The organism is Flavobacterium sp., assembly GCF_027531705.1.
Classification (GTDB): Bacteria; Bacteroidota; Bacteroidia; order Flavobacteriales; family Flavobacteriaceae; genus Flavobacterium.
Genome location: NZ_JAPZSP010000010.1, coordinates 47,863 through 61,780 on the forward strand (window position 1 = coordinate 47,863; position 13,918 = coordinate 61,780).

At 30.2% G+C, this 13,918-nt stretch carries 14 protein-coding genes and 1 other RNA gene; 7 read left to right on the forward strand and 8 right to left on the reverse strand.

The genetic code is table 11. The annotated features are described in order from the left end of the window. The first annotated feature begins 225 nt into the window (after positions 1-225). Positions 226-600 carry a nuclear transport factor 2 family protein gene (locus O9267_RS04685; protein WP_298176602.1) on the forward strand — a complete coding sequence of 125 codons (375 nt, stop codon included), beginning with the start codon at positions 226-228 and terminating at the stop codon, positions 598-600. Positions 601-732: 132 nt separating this feature from the next. Here O9267_RS04685 and O9267_RS04690 read toward each other — a convergent pair whose 3' ends face one another. The 3 genes from O9267_RS04690 to O9267_RS04700 are packed head-to-tail and all read right to left on the reverse strand — an operon-like array spanning position 733 to position 5,692. Continuing rightward, complete coding sequence (locus tag O9267_RS04690; protein ID WP_298176604.1) at positions 733-1,446, reverse strand: hypothetical protein; 714 nt, start codon at positions 1,444-1,446, stop codon at positions 733-735. 40 nt (positions 1,447-1,486) lie between these two features. Next, the gene (locus tag O9267_RS04695; protein WP_298176607.1) at positions 1,487-3,997 is read right to left on the reverse strand and encodes a carboxypeptidase-like regulatory domain-containing protein; all 2,511 of its coding nucleotides are present in this window, start codon (positions 3,995-3,997) and stop codon (positions 1,487-1,489) included. A 6-nt stretch (positions 3,998-4,003) separates the two neighbouring features. Further along, positions 4,004-5,692 (reverse strand): M23 family metallopeptidase, encoded by a 1,689-nt coding sequence (locus tag O9267_RS04700; RefSeq protein ID WP_298176610.1) that lies wholly within the window; start codon positions 5,690-5,692, stop codon positions 4,004-4,006. 190 nt (positions 5,693-5,882) lie between these two features. Here O9267_RS04700 and O9267_RS04705 point away from each other — a divergent pair, with 190 nt between their 5' ends. The 4 genes from O9267_RS04705 to rny all read left to right on the forward strand — a co-directional run bounded on the left by O9267_RS04705 (position 5,883) and on the right by rny (position 8,241). Next, positions 5,883-6,173 carry a hypothetical protein gene (locus O9267_RS04705; protein ID WP_298176613.1) on the forward strand — a complete coding sequence of 97 codons (291 nt, stop codon included), beginning with the start codon at positions 5,883-5,885 and terminating at the stop codon, positions 6,171-6,173. A 4-nt stretch (positions 6,174-6,177) separates the two neighbouring features. Continuing rightward, the gene (locus tag O9267_RS04710) at positions 6,178-6,471 is read left to right on the forward strand and encodes a cell division protein ZapA (protein WP_298176615.1); all 294 of its coding nucleotides are present in this window, start codon (positions 6,178-6,180) and stop codon (positions 6,469-6,471) included. Positions 6,472-6,522: 51 nt separating this feature from the next. Next, positions 6,523-6,629, forward strand: a non-coding RNA gene (ssrS, locus tag O9267_RS04715) — 6S RNA. Between the two features lie 49 nt (positions 6,630-6,678). Beyond that, the gene (rny, locus tag O9267_RS04720) at positions 6,679-8,241 is read left to right on the forward strand and encodes a ribonuclease Y (protein WP_298176617.1); all 1,563 of its coding nucleotides are present in this window, start codon (positions 6,679-6,681) and stop codon (positions 8,239-8,241) included. 58 nt (positions 8,242-8,299) lie between these two features. Here the strand turns inward: rny and O9267_RS04725 are convergent, their stop codons facing one another. From O9267_RS04725 to O9267_RS04745, 5 genes are all read right to left on the reverse strand, one after another. Then, the gene (locus O9267_RS04725; protein WP_298176620.1) at positions 8,300-9,787 is read right to left on the reverse strand and encodes a PAS domain-containing protein; all 1,488 of its coding nucleotides are present in this window, start codon (positions 9,785-9,787) and stop codon (positions 8,300-8,302) included. 80 nt (positions 9,788-9,867) lie between these two features. Further along, positions 9,868-10,764: a site-specific tyrosine recombinase XerD gene (gene xerD / locus O9267_RS04730; protein WP_298176621.1), complete on the reverse strand. Its 897-nt coding sequence runs from the start codon at positions 10,762-10,764 to the stop codon at positions 9,868-9,870. A gap of 81 nt (positions 10,765-10,845) precedes the next feature. Then, positions 10,846-11,433: an outer membrane beta-barrel protein gene (locus tag O9267_RS04735; RefSeq protein ID WP_298176623.1), complete on the reverse strand. Its 588-nt coding sequence runs from the start codon at positions 11,431-11,433 to the stop codon at positions 10,846-10,848. Positions 11,434-11,548: 115 nt separating this feature from the next. Beyond that, on the reverse strand, positions 11,549-12,136 hold the full coding sequence (locus O9267_RS04740) for a hypothetical protein (RefSeq protein ID WP_298176625.1): 588 nt from the start codon (positions 12,134-12,136) through the stop codon (positions 11,549-11,551). A 102-nt stretch (positions 12,137-12,238) separates the two neighbouring features. After that, positions 12,239-13,126, reverse strand: coding sequence for a hypothetical protein (locus O9267_RS04745; protein WP_298176628.1), 888 nt, complete (start codon positions 13,124-13,126; stop codon positions 12,239-12,241). 51 nt (positions 13,127-13,177) lie between these two features. Here O9267_RS04745 and O9267_RS04750 point away from each other — a divergent pair, with 51 nt between their 5' ends. Together O9267_RS04750 and O9267_RS04755 are read left to right on the forward strand one after the other, a co-directional pair. Next, positions 13,178-13,537: a TM2 domain-containing protein gene (locus tag O9267_RS04750; RefSeq protein WP_298176631.1), complete on the forward strand. Its 360-nt coding sequence runs from the start codon at positions 13,178-13,180 to the stop codon at positions 13,535-13,537. 6 nt (positions 13,538-13,543) lie between these two features. Continuing rightward, positions 13,544-13,858 carry a DUF2752 domain-containing protein gene (locus O9267_RS04755; RefSeq protein WP_298176634.1) on the forward strand — a complete coding sequence of 105 codons (315 nt, stop codon included), beginning with the start codon at positions 13,544-13,546 and terminating at the stop codon, positions 13,856-13,858. Positions 13,859-13,918: the final 60 nt, after the last annotated feature.

The window sequence follows — 13,918 nt, forward strand, 5'->3', positions numbered from 1 at the left end:
AGTTATAAAAATCGTAGTTACTGCAATAAAAGTTGTGGTAAGTTGTTTGTTTTAAATCTTACTTAAAAACAGAACCATATTATATTCAAAATCATCAATCAATTTTCGAATAGTAGTTTACAGTGACATTTAATTTTAAATCCAAAATCAGTTATGAGAAAAATTTTATTTTTATTGATTACGCTTTCACTAATTTCATGTACGAATCAATCTAAAACGACGAATATGAAATCTACAGAAAATGAAAAACTTGTAAAAACCTATTTTGAACATTTCAACAATCACGATTGGAAAAAAATGGCAGAAATGTATACTGAAACTGCCGATTTTAAAGATCCATCATTAGGAGTTGGAATTGTAAAACAAACTCAACAGCAAACTAGTAAGAAATATTCGGAACTTAACAAAATATTTCCAGATTTGAAAGACGAAGTAAAAGCAGTTTATCCATCTGGAGACAATCATATTGTTGTAGAATTTATTTCAACAGGAACTGCTCCAGATAATTCAAAATTTGAATTGCCAATTTGCACTATTTTTACCATCAAAAACGGAAAAATAACTAAAGATTTTACATATTATGACAATTTTGAAGAGTAAATAAAGTTATATGAAAAAAATATTACTATTTTTATTAGTTACATTCGCAAAATTCTCACAAACCAAAAACGAAAAAATCAAAATTATCTTAATGGGAACTTTTCATTAAGGAACAACTAGTGTTCGAATAACCTAAATTGGTGAATAATCTTGAAATTTCCAATCTTTTGAACTCAAATCAATAAAGTGATAATGAATAATATCATTTTTGTCGAATTCACCGTTTTTATTGGTATCTTCAATACTTCTGAAGTATAAACGATTTTTAGATTCCACTAAATTCCAGTCAATCAATTCCATTAATTCTTCTGAAACTTTTGTGAAAGATGTGCCATCAATTTTGCTCAAATACAAAGATTTTATGTCGCTTGAATCTAACTTATCGTCTTTATTAGTATCCATATCGGCTAGAACATATACTAAAATTTGATTTTTAGTTTTGTCTGCAATTGATTTTAAATAAGTAACTCGTTCAATCAAAACGGGTTTATCGGTTAAAACTCTTAACGAATCAGATCCAATTTCTTGAAATTTAAAATTACTCAAATAACCTGTAATTTCATTTTCACTCGAATTAGATACTGTAAAACTTTCTCTTTCTGAACCAGAATAACGTGATTTTGAAACACCATCGGCAACGCTAAACTCACCAATTGGGTGAATCAAAACATTTGTTCCTTCCATTTGAATTGGCAAATCAGCTAACAAAATTTTAGGAGCATCTGTTTTAACTTCCGCTTTTTGCTTTGAAGAATCGTAGCTAACTTTTGGTTTTGTTACTTCTTCTTTGCAACTAACTAATACTGTTGCTAATGCTATAAAAGTATATTTGAATATGTTTCTCATTTAAATAGAAAATTTATAAGTCAAAAATAATGAAATTTTTCTACAATCTCGCGGTCAACTTAATATTAAAAACTCTAGTGGTCATATAGTTGGGAATTCCGTATTGATTTTTGGTGTAAACATCTCTAACCCACGTATTCGTGATGGCATTTTGATTATTAAAAAGATTAAAAATTTCAAATCCAGCTGATAAATCTTTAAAGTTTTTCAACCAATGACCATCTCTCCTATTTTTGTTGTTTTCGGTAAAAACATACGAAAATCCAGCATCAGCTCTTCGGTAATCTCTTAGTCTATTTTGGTATTCATAAACATCGGCATACGATGGTGAACCGCCTGGAAGACCTGTATTATAAACTAGGTTCAAATACATTTTCACACTTGGAATATTGGGCATATAATCTTGAAATAATATAGCAAATTTCAATCGCTGATCGGTTGGACGTGCAATATCTCCTCTATTATCGATGTTTTCTTTTGTTTTTAGATAACCAAAACTTAACCAAGACTCGGTTCCGGGAACAAATTCGCCGTTTAGTCTGAAATCTAATCCTTGGGCAAATGCAACCGCATTATTGTTGGCTGCATAGCGAATTCTAACATTTTCAATAGTGTACGGATTTACATCGGTCATTGATTTGTAATAAGCTTCCGAAACCAACTTGAATGGCCTATCCCACATTTTGAAACTATAATCGTTACTCAAAACAAAATGAATAGATTTTTGTGCTTTTACATTTGGATTTACAAGTCCATTTTTGTCGCGTAGTTCCCTGTAAGACGGTGGTTGATAGTACAATCCTGTAGCAAATCTAAAAATCATATCCTTCTCCCAATCAGGTTTTATGGCAAATTGCGCTCTTGGAGTAATTACAGCTTGAGTATTTGTATTACTTCCTGAAAATTGCCATAAAATTACTCTTCCATTTCTGTCCAAATCATCTACTGGAATTTGCCAAGCATGCATTCTAACTCCTGCATTATACCAAACATCACTTGAACCTATTTTGTCTTTCAAACTCCATTGAGCGTAACCCGATAATCTATTTATTACAGCAAAATTTTTGGCTCTAACGCTTTGATAGGGAACTAATGGCCCAGTATAAGGATTATAAGGTTGGTCATTATCAGGTAAATCGATTATTGGCGGATTTATAGAAAAACCAGCAGAATCAATCACTTCCCATTCAACAATTCTATCACGAATATCCTCGCGAGTATATTTGAAACCCCATTCTACTTGATGTGATTTTATATCATGATTTCCTTTGACTTCGGCATTTACAATTACTGCATCCAAATCGTTTCGAGCATGATTTAATTGAGTTCCAATTGCACGACTGTAGGTTACATCTCCAAAGGTTTCAGAACCTAAATTTCCATCAACTTCGCCTAATGCATACGCAGCAAAAATGTCGAAATATTCTTGTTCTTGTGTGTGATATCCAGATGTTATAAACTTGAGTGTGAAATTTTCATTGACTTTGTGAACTGCTTTTAATGCTCCAAAAAGTGTAGTGTATTTATCTTTTTCTTGTCCATCATAAAGAACTTGTAAAGCTATTGGCTCGTCTATTGTTCCAAAATTAGTTTGGCGAGATAATGGTTTGTAGTTGTATTTATTTTGAGAAACATTTCCTAAAAAACTCCATTGCCATTTTAGCGAAGGTGTAAAAGTAACATTGGTTTGGATATCGGCAAAAGTCGGTCTAAAATCGGTTTCGGTTTCTTGACTGTTTACCAGCAAACTATTATCGCGATAACGAACACCGGTAATAGCTGACCATTTTTGATTTTTAGAAACAGCATCTACGGCAACACTTCCTCCAAGAAGACTTGCTTCGGCTGCTGCTCCAAATTTTGAAGGTCGACGGTACGTAATATCTAAAACAGATGATAATTTGTCACCAAATTTAGACTGAAATCCACCTGCAGAAAAGTCAACATTTTGAACCAAATCAGAATTGGTAAAACTTAAACCTTCTTGTTGACCCGAACGAACTAAAAACGGGCGATAGACTTCAATATCATTTACATAAACCAAATTTTCATCATAATTTCCACCACGAACCGAATATTGTGTACTCAATTCGTTATTAGAGTTTACACCTGGAAGTGTTTTGATAATATTTTCAATTCCCGCATTTGCACCAGGAATTCTGCGAATAACTTCGGGTTCAATAACAGTTATTCCTTGAATTCTTTTTCTATTATTAGACGTTACGATGACTTCGCCAAGACCTTCAGCTTTGTCATTCATTACAATATTGAGTTCATAATCTTCATTGGGTTTTAGCTCCACATTAATCGTAACTTTTTTTAGAGAAGTATGACTAAACACCAAACTCACTTTTCTATTAGCAGGAATTAGTAGTTCATAAAAACCAGTTTCATCAGTAATTGTATTTTTAAAAGCAGAACTAACATTCACGTTATCAACAGGATTACTCGTTTCGTCAAGTATAATTCCTTTTACTCTAGCCGTTTGAGCAAAAGACAGAAATCCGAATAATAAAAAAAGTATGGGAATAATTTTAATTGAATTTTTCAAGGCGTATTATTTAGTTTTTTTTCTTTTGAATGTAGTTTCAAATGTAGTTGAATTTCCAACATTATCTGTAACAATTACTTTTAAAATATTGTCACCATCTAAAACGAAATTATCATCAAAAAAGTGTGTGATTTTATTATTTTTAGATTCATATTCAAAAAGAATCCACTTTCCATTCAAAAATGTTTTATAAGAATTGATACCAGATAAATCATCACTTATTCTTAACTGAATAGATTTAGAAGTTACTAATTTGCCTTCAATTGGTTTTGCGATTGTGATTTTTGGGGCTGTAATATCTTTAGCAAGTGTGAATTGTCCCAAACTTCTTGTTCTACATGAAAAAGTATTTCCGTTAACTTTTGTCGAAATATAACCTAGTTTTTTTCCGTTACGAGTAGCAATAAACATTTTCTTTTTCTGTTCTGCAGTTGTCGTTTTGTCTTCTATTGAAATTGTAAAATTAGAATGCACTGGCACAGAATCATCGTGCAAAATAAGGTCATTTCCATTTACATCAAATTTTAAATAAAAATCTTCATAAAAAGTATTGGCTGGAAAAAAAACAGACACATTATCTTTTTCAAAACTTGAATCATTTTTATATTTTACAAAATATTTTGTCTTTTTAACATCATCAGAAATTAAAGCAGGTTTATCAGAATACTCAACAGGAATAGTTACAACCGTACTGTTATTATTAAAATCTGATACTTCTAAATGTTCCGTTTGAGAAAAGTTTTGAACCACATTAAAAATTCCGCTATCTTCATTTTTTTCTATATTACTTAAACCATAAGGTTCTTTCATAAACAACTTTTGAACTCTTTGTTTACTGGCTTTATATCTTGGATAATCAATAAAAGTATTTACATATCTTGCTTCATCAAAAACTATTTCATCAAATTCATAACCATAAACCAATTTACCATTAGAAAGTAACTGTGTTCTAAAAACGCCGTTTGAATTAAAAGAAACATCATCAGTATCATAAGAGCTTACACCAAATCCAATTCTTCCATTTGCTAATACTTTATCTGAAAGATATGTTCCGTCTTTTTGCAAAGTCAAACCTAATATTACTGGACGCATTGACTCATTTACTATCGAACTATCATCAATAGGATAAGCCAAAAGACTTGATATTGTAGGCTTTTTTGAATCTTTAATATCAAAACCAAAATAACTTGGGTTTATAACTTTTTCAGTGTAAACATTTCTAATTTCAAAATGCAAATGTGGTCCTTCTGAACCACCCGTATTTCCTGAAAAGGCAATTAAATCACCTTTTTTAACAACAAGCTCATTTTGTTTTGGAAAAACTTCAATTTCATATTCTTTTTGTTTGTATTGCTCGGCAACAATATAATCCTGAATAGCTCCCGATGCTCTTTGCAAATGCCCGTAGACAGTAACATAACCATTAGGATGCGTTATATAAATAGCTTTTCCATAACCATAAATAGATATTTTTATTCTCGAAATATATCCATCGGCGCAAGCATATACTTTTTGCCCTTCAACTTTATTCGTTTTTAAGTCAAATCCTGCATGAAAATGATTTGGACGTAATTCACCAAAATTTCCAGATAATTGCATTGGAATATCCATTGGTGGTCTAAAATAATCTTTAGGATAAAGGTTTTGAGCTGTAACGCCCACTGAAAACAAAACAAAAAAGACAACGAATTTCATAAAAAAATATTTTGGCTAAAATAAGGAAAAAAGTTAAAACCCTAAAAAAAGTGATTTCGCAACATAAAACACTTCTATACAAATAGTTAAAAGAAATAAATTTAGAAATTTGAAATATTTTTCAAAAGTATTGGTTTAATTCAATCATAATACTAACTTTGTAGAGATAAGTTAAAGAACTTTGCAATAGATGAGTGAAATTGTAGAAATTATTGATACTCTTGAGGAAAGACTAAAAAAACTAGTACAAAAGTTAGTTATTTTAGAACAAAAAAATTCCGAATTAAGTCAAGAGTTGAGTAAAGCTACAGTGCTTTTTAAAAATCAGTCACAACAGATTGAAGAATTAAAAAAGCAAAACGAATCACTAAAAATTGCGAAATCTTTGCTTGGCAGTGACGAAAATAAAAGAGATACAAAGCTTAAAATAAATTCATTAATTCGTGAAATTGATTACTGTATAGCACAACTAGCAGATTAAAATTATGGACGAAAAGCTTAAAATCAAAATATCAATTGCAGACAGAGTTTATCCGTTAACGGTTGCTATGTCGCAAGAGGAAGGACTAAGAAGTGCTTCTAAAAAAATTGATGCAATGATGAAGCAATTTGAAGAAAATTATGCTGTTCGAGATAAACAAGATGTATTGGCAATGTGTGCCTTGCAGTTTGCTTCTCAACTAGAACAAAAACAAATTGATACTACTATTGATGGCACAGAAACCATTGCTAGAATCAAGAAAATTAATGATTTATTAATCAACTATCTCGATAAATAATACGTTCTTTACATTAACTAAGATACTGCCTACATTAGTTTTATTTGGTAAACTCAACACTAACAATTTAGAATGAGCAAATCATCGTTACTATAGCAAGCCAATTAAGTTTGGAAGCTTGAACAGCGAGTTAGCTCAAAACTTGTATATCCGAGTTTATACAATCCTCTAATGTAGGCTTTTTTATATATAAATTTTAACTAAATTATGGACATTTTAACAATAATTATTTCGGGAATAGTAGGCATAGGAGCAGGATTTGCAATTGCAAAATTTATGGAAAAAAGCAATGTTTCTAACATGGTAAAAAACGCCAAAAAAGAAGCAGCATCTATCTTAAAAGACGCCAATCTTGAAGCTGAAAATATCAAAAAGGATAAGATTCTTCAAGCCAAAGAAAAATTCATCGAACTTAAATCAGAACACGAACAAGTAATACTTGGTAGAGATAAAAAAATTGCTGAAGTTGAAAAAAGAGTTCGAGATAAAGAATCTCAAGTTTCAAGCGAATTAGCAAAAGCTAAAAAAATCAACGACGATTTTGAAGCCAAAACACTTGAATACAATTCAAAAATTGAAGTGCTTGACAAGAAACAACAAGAAGTTGAACGCATGCACAAAAGCCAACTGAATCAGCTAGAAGTTATTTCTGGTTTATCTGTTGATGAAGCAAGAGAACAACTAGTTGAAGGATTAAAAGCAGAAGCTAAAACCCAAGCGATGTCTCATATCCAAGACACGATGGAAGAAGCTAAGCTTACTGCACAACAAGAAGCTAAGAAAATCATCATCAATACCATTCAAAGAGTTGGAACAGAAGAAGCCGTTGAGAATTGCGTTTCTGTTTTCAATATCGAATCTGATGATGTAAAAGGTAGAATTATTGGTAGAGAAGGAAGAAATATTAGAGCAATAGAAGCGGCAACTGGTGTAGAAATCATTGTTGACGATACTCCAGAAGCAATTATTCTTTCTTGTTTTGATCCTGTTCGTAGAGAAATTGCTCGTTTGGCATTGCATAAATTAGTTACTGACGGACGTATTCATCCTGCAAGAATTGAAGAAGTAGTTGCCAAAACTGCTAAACAAATTGATGACGAAATCATCGAAGTTGGTAAACGTACAGTTATTGACTTAGGAATACACGGTTTGCATCCTGAATTGATAAAAGTTGTAGGTAGAATGAAATACCGTTCTTCTTACGGACAAAATTTATTGCAACACTCACGTGAAGTTTCTAAACTTTGCGGTATCATGGCTGCCGAATTAGGGTTGAATGTCAAATTAGCTAAAAGAGCTGGTTTACTTCACGATATTGGAAAAGTGCCAGATACAGAAAGTGATTTGCCACACGCATTATTAGGTATGCAATGGGCCGAAAAATATGGCGAAAAAGAAGAAGTTTGTAACGCTATTGGAGCTCACCACGACGAGATAGAAATGAAGTCTTTATTATCTCCAATTATTCAAGTTTGTGATGCTATTTCGGGTGCAAGACCAGGTGCAAGACGTCAAGTTTTAGACTCTTATATTCAACGTTTGAAAGACTTAGAAGAAGTTGCTTACGGATTTAGTGGTGTAAAAAGTGCTTATGCTATCCAAGCTGGTAGAGAACTTCGTGTTATTGTAGAAAGTGAAAAAGTTTCTGACGATAACGCTTCAAGTTTATCATTTGAAATTTCACAAAAAATTCAAACAGAAATGACTTATCCAGGACAAGTAAAAGTTACTGTAATTAGAGAAACTAGAGCTGTTAATATTGCTAAATAATTTAACAACAAAGTATAAACTAAAAAACCTGAGCAAGAACTCAGGTTTTTTTATATGATTACTTTTTGAAATAAATTTTAAAAGTAGATCCTTTATTTACTTCACTTTCAACTTCAATTTTTCCTTGTAACGTTTCTATTTGATTTTTTGTGATATGAAGTCCAATTCCACTTGAATCTTTGTGTCTATGAAATGTTTTGTATAAACCAAAAATTGCATTTCCATGTCGATTTAAATCAATTCCTAAACCATTATCACTAACTGAAATTATTTTATAATTTTCATTTTCAGTATAATCAAAAATTATTTTACCTTTTACATCAGGATTTGAATATTTGATAGCATTAGAAGTTAAATTTAAAAAAACGCTCTCTAAATAAGCTGGATTAAATTTCACTGTTACTTGGTCAGAAATATTGTTTACAATTTTGATTTTATTTTTGTGAATATCATCTGTTAACACACTAAAAGTTTTGTATAAATAATCATTTACATTCAATTCAACTTTTTCAGTATCAGAATTATTTTGAACCCTAACCAAGTCAACTAAATTATCTATTGAATCAGACAAATCCTTTGAAACAGTTTTAATCAACGCTAAAAATTCACCATTTTCAATTAATCCTTCTTCATTCATTTCGATTAAGGATTTAAAATTATTGGTATGATTTTTTAAATTATGAGTAACAATATGTGCAAAATTAAGCAGTTTATTTTTTTGATTATTTACCAATTCAAGTGTTTCAAGAAGGTTTTCTTCTCTTTCTTTTTGGGCGCTTACATCAGTATGCGTTCCTACAATTCGCAATGGTTCGCCGCCATTATCGCGCAAGATTACTTTTCCTCTATCTAAAATCCATTTGTATTTTCCATTACATAAAATTCGATGAAAGGTTTCATAATAAGGCGTTTTTTGTTCAAAATGCTCTTTAATATTTTTAAAATAAATTTCTCTATCATCAGGATGAACACGTTCGTCCCACTTTTCTGGGTTAGAAATTAGGGCTACATCATTATTATCTATTTCAAGAATTTTTAAAGATTCGGGTGAATAATAAACTTCATTGGTAACAAGATTCCAATCCCAAACACCAACATTAGTAGCCATATTGGCAAAATGACTTCTTTCTTCATAGGCTTTAGTATTTTCTTCATCAATCTTCATTTGAGTAATATCTTCTAAAACCCCTATAAAAGTGATACTTTCACTATCATTTTTTTTAGGATTTGCTGAAATTCTTACCCATTTTTCACCTTTGGTTGGTAAAAATATTTTATAATCAAGTTTCCATTCAGAAACAGTTTCAATTGAATGATTGAGACTTTCATCAAATCGAATCAAATCCTCAGAATCAGATTTTCCAGAAAAAACAATTCTTGGATTGACAATTGTAGTATCATGAGAAACTTCAAAGAAATCAAAAATCTCATCACTTATATAATCAAAAAGAATTGAATTATTTGGGAAAACAGTAAATTGAAAAAACAATTTATTCAATTGCTTAATTATTTTTCTTAAAACTTCATTTTCGGTTACTGCGCTCATCTCTTTAATTTATACTTCTAAATTTGTTAATCAATAATTATTCCAATAACAAAGTTTGCTAAAAAAAATCAACAATACAATTATTTTCTAGGATGAAACGTATTCATTATTTGTGTTAAATGCTTTCTGTCAAGATGTACATATATTTCGGTAGTCGTTATAGACTCGTGACCTAGCATTAATTGAATCGAGCGCAAATCAGCCCCATTTTCTAGTAAATGTGTTGCAAATGAATGCCTAAACGTGTGAGGGCTAATACTTTTTTGCAAATTTATCTTTTGAGCTAAGTCTTTTATAATGGTAAAAATCATTGCTCTTGTAAGTTGTTTTCCTCTTCGATTTAAAAATAAAGTATCTTCATGTCCTTTTTGAATAGGCAAATGAACTCTAACAGAATTTTTGTATAATTCAATATATTTTTGAGTCAAATTTCCAACAGGAACAAATCGTTGTTTATTTCCTTTTCCTGTAATTTTGATAAAACCTTCTTCAAAAAATAAATCAGATATTTTAAGATTCACTAATTCAGAAACCCTTAATCCACAACCATAAAGCGTTTCTAACATAGCTCTATTTCGTTCACCTTCGTTTGAAGATAAATCGATGGCAGCAATTAGATTATCAATATCTTGAATAGCTAATGTATCTGGTAATTTTCTACCAATACGTGGTGCTTCTAATAATTCTAGCGGATTATCGTTTCTATAATCTTCAAAAATTAGATAAGAAAAAAAGCTTTTTAAACCTGAAATTATTCGTGCTTGTGATCGTGCATTGACTTCTTTAGAAATATAATAGATGAATTGTTGAACCGTTTCTTCAGAAATATTTATAGGAGAAACTTCAATACCATTTTGATTTAAAAATGAACAAAGTCGTTCTATATCGAAGGAATAATTTTCAATAGTATTTTTAGACAAGCCTCTTTCAAGTTTGAGATACGATTGATAACTTTTTATATAGGACTTCCAATTCATATGACAAAGTAACGTGAAATTTGGGAATAAAAAAACCGTCTGATTAATCAGACGGTTTCTATTAAAAAATCTAAGTTTAGATTAGAATTTATAGTTAACACCAAATGTTACTGCTCTCCAATCTCCACCAAAACCGAAAGAAGAAGATCCTTTGTCTCCTGACACATCAGACTTTGACGAACCAAAACCTAAAACACCAACACCAGCTTCTAAAGAAAAATTACTTGAAACGAAGTAGTTTAAACCAGCTCCAAGATTTACATCCAATCCATTTTGCTTAACTTTTGCTCCTAAATTATTAGTTGAAGAAGTGTAATCAACTTCAAGTCCAGCAAATAAAGAGAATTGAGATGCAGGAGTAAAGTAGTATCTACCTAAAGCACCTAATGTTAATTCAGAAACATCAGAAGTTGTAGTTCCAGCTGTGTCTTCTTTTTTTGAACCATAACCTAATTTTCCTCCAATAGCAATGTTTTCAGTTAAAAAATAACCAACTCTTGGCTCAATTACAAAACCATTTTCTTTTACATCTGCATTTTTATCATTATCAGAGCTAAATCCAACTGCTCCTGATACAAACACATCTCCTTTAGAAAATCCTGCTCCTTCTTGAGCACTAACTACTCCAAATGCAAAAATTGTTGCAACAGTTAAAATAATTTTTTTCATGTTATATTTTGTTTAAAATTAATATGAACAAATATATTGTTAATAAACTATTCAACAAACAAGGAGTTTTTTACAGTTATTAACATAGTTATCAACAATTGTATACCTGATTCTATCACTTCCACTTTCCGCCACCAATGTAAAAACCTAAATTTAATGCTAAAAAGGAATTAGAAACATTAGAAAGTTTAGAACCTGCAATTGTATAAGCTGCTGTTTTAGGCAAAAAATTATATTCTAATCCTAATCGAAATTTTCCTAATTCAAAACCACCTCTTACTAATCCACCAATAACATTAGAATTCGGTATTTTATTTACATTATCTTGATTTCCAATATCAGTTAAAACTACATTGACTATCTGATTATATCCTACACCTCCACCAATATAGGGAACAAAATTATCTCCATTAGGAAAATAATAGTCAAACGTACCAGTATAAGACCCAATACCTTCTAATGAACCCGAAATTGGATTAGAAGAAGTATTGGTGTTTTTTATTATTGCGGTAGATCCCAATCGTAAACCAATATTCATATTCTCTCTAACATTATATTTTGGTTCCAAAATAAATGCTAAACCAAATCCTTTTTTTGCAGGAACTATTCCTAGGTCTAACCCTACTCTAAACTTATTGGCATCTTGTGCATTAGAACTAGTGAAGAAAATAAAAGTAACTACAATTATTGTAATTTTTTTCATGATAAAATTTTGTTTAAAAATTAATGTAAACAAATATATTAATAAGTATTTTATTAAAAATATTGATGTTTTATATTTTTTTAAAAAGATTACAAACAATGTTTAATTACTTTCAATTGAAATTGTAGTCTTTTTACCTTTAGATAGTTTTGTAATCGTTTTAAGTTCATTTTCAGAATCTCTAATTACAACATTTGCAGTATTTGGCGCCATAGTTCCTTCATTAATAGCTTCAACTTCTATCGTTGTAAATTGATTTGTAATAGGTATTTCAATTATTTTAATTTGTTTAACGACAACATAATTATCTAAAATTATTTTTCCGTTTACATAAATATTTATCATATCTCCATCTTCAACACCTTGGTCATTCACTTCAAATTTTATCAATTTATCTTTAGTAAACATTTGCAAATTTTGCTTATCCTTTAAAACATTCATACTCAATGAATCAATGTTTTTTAAAGGATTTACTTTTTCCTTAACGTCTTTATCAATTCTTTTAGATTTTTGAATCTTGTTATTTACTTTAGTGGCAAGTTTAAGTATCTTTTTGGTGCCTACCATTTGTATTGTTCCGCTTATACATTTAGTTTCATTTTTATATAATCCGACAAATTTGTCATCAATTTTTGGGTTAGAAGACTTTAAATTAATTTTCCCTTTAAAATTTACATAACAAAATGAATTTTTTTTAATTGAAGATTTTGTGTAAACAATTTCATCTTCTTTAAAGAAAAGAACATTTTTACTTTTATCGTATTTTCCAATAATCGTGTTCTTTGTCTCATGTTCTCCACCTAAATCAGTTATTGAGTAACCTGTTATTACTCCATTATCTTCTTTTAATGAAATTTTATATGAGATAACTTGCTCATCACTTCCATTTAATTTCAATCCTCCAACAAATTCATAATTATTTTTTGATTGAGAAAATGCTGTTAAACAAATTTGTAAAAAAAGTAATAAAAAAATTTTGATGTTTGCCATGATTCTATATATTTGTGCAAATGTAATATTAATCCTTTAACTATTTTTTTTATGAAAATTAAATTATTTTTCAGCTTAATTGCTTTTTTCATGCTATCATTATCTGCTAGCTACGCATCTTTCCCAGTTGAACAAAGAACAACTACAAACACAACAACTGTTGTTGAACAAAAAGAAGAACTATCATCTCCAGCAGCTGCAAAAGGTGAAAAAAGTCAAATTATTGCTTTAGTTCTTGCTGCTTTAGTGGGTGGAATTGGAATTCACCGTTTTTACTTAGGCTATACTTGGCAAGGAATTGTTCAATTGCTAACTTTAGGTGGTTGTGGCGTTTGGGCATTAATCGACTTGATTAGAATCATCACAGGTGATTTAAAACCAAAAGATGGTAATTACGACAAGACTCTATAATACAATATGTTAAGAAAAATTGTTTTCTATACACGCAATTGGATAACAATAATTGCACCATTTATTCTGTTATTTTTGCCAGCTAATTATTTTGATGAAGGACAAAGCATTTGCCTCTCAAAAATGTTAGCTAACATTGAATGTTATGCTTGTGGTCTTACAAAAGGCGTAATGCATTTTATTCATTTTGAGTTTGAAAAAGCTTGGGAATACAACAAATTAACTTTTATTGTTGTTCCACTTCTTTTTCCATTGTGGTTGAAATCAGTTTACGAAGTTAGAGGAAAACAAATGCCTGGTATTCTGGGCAAATTAACATAAAGTATAAAAACCGTCACAAATTAGTGGCGGTTTTTTTTTTATATTTACAAAAACATTTTA

Coding starts and splice junctions, on each gene's coding strand:
- O9267_RS04685 (WP_298176602.1), top strand. CDS start 226: ATGAAATCTACAGAAAATGAAAAACTTGTAAAAACCTATTTTGAACAT.
- O9267_RS04690 (WP_298176604.1), bottom strand. CDS start 1,446: ATGAGAAACATATTCAAATATACTTTTATAGCATTAGCAACAGTATTA.
- O9267_RS04700 (WP_298176610.1), bottom strand. CDS start 5,692: ATGAAATTCGTTGTCTTTTTTGTTTTGTTTTCAGTGGGCGTTACAGCT.
- O9267_RS04705 (WP_298176613.1), top strand. CDS start 5,883: ATGAGTGAAATTGTAGAAATTATTGATACTCTTGAGGAAAGACTAAAA.
- O9267_RS04710 (WP_298176615.1), top strand. CDS start 6,178: ATGGACGAAAAGCTTAAAATCAAAATATCAATTGCAGACAGAGTTTAT.
- rny (WP_298176617.1), top strand. CDS start 6,679: ATGGACATTTTAACAATAATTATTTCGGGAATAGTAGGCATAGGAGCA.
- O9267_RS04725 (WP_298176620.1), bottom strand. CDS start 9,787: ATGAGCGCAGTAACCGAAAATGAAGTTTTAAGAAAAATAATTAAGCAA.
- xerD (WP_298176621.1), bottom strand. CDS start 10,764: ATGAATTGGAAGTCCTATATAAAAAGTTATCAATCGTATCTCAAACTT.
- O9267_RS04735 (WP_298176623.1), bottom strand. CDS start 11,433: ATGAAAAAAATTATTTTAACTGTTGCAACAATTTTTGCATTTGGAGTA.
- O9267_RS04740 (WP_298176625.1), bottom strand. CDS start 12,136: ATGAAAAAAATTACAATAATTGTAGTTACTTTTATTTTCTTCACTAGT.
- O9267_RS04745 (WP_298176628.1), bottom strand. CDS start 13,126: ATGGCAAACATCAAAATTTTTTTATTACTTTTTTTACAAATTTGTTTA.
- O9267_RS04750 (WP_298176631.1), top strand. CDS start 13,178: ATGAAAATTAAATTATTTTTCAGCTTAATTGCTTTTTTCATGCTATCA.
- O9267_RS04755 (WP_298176634.1), top strand. CDS start 13,544: ATGTTAAGAAAAATTGTTTTCTATACACGCAATTGGATAACAATAATT.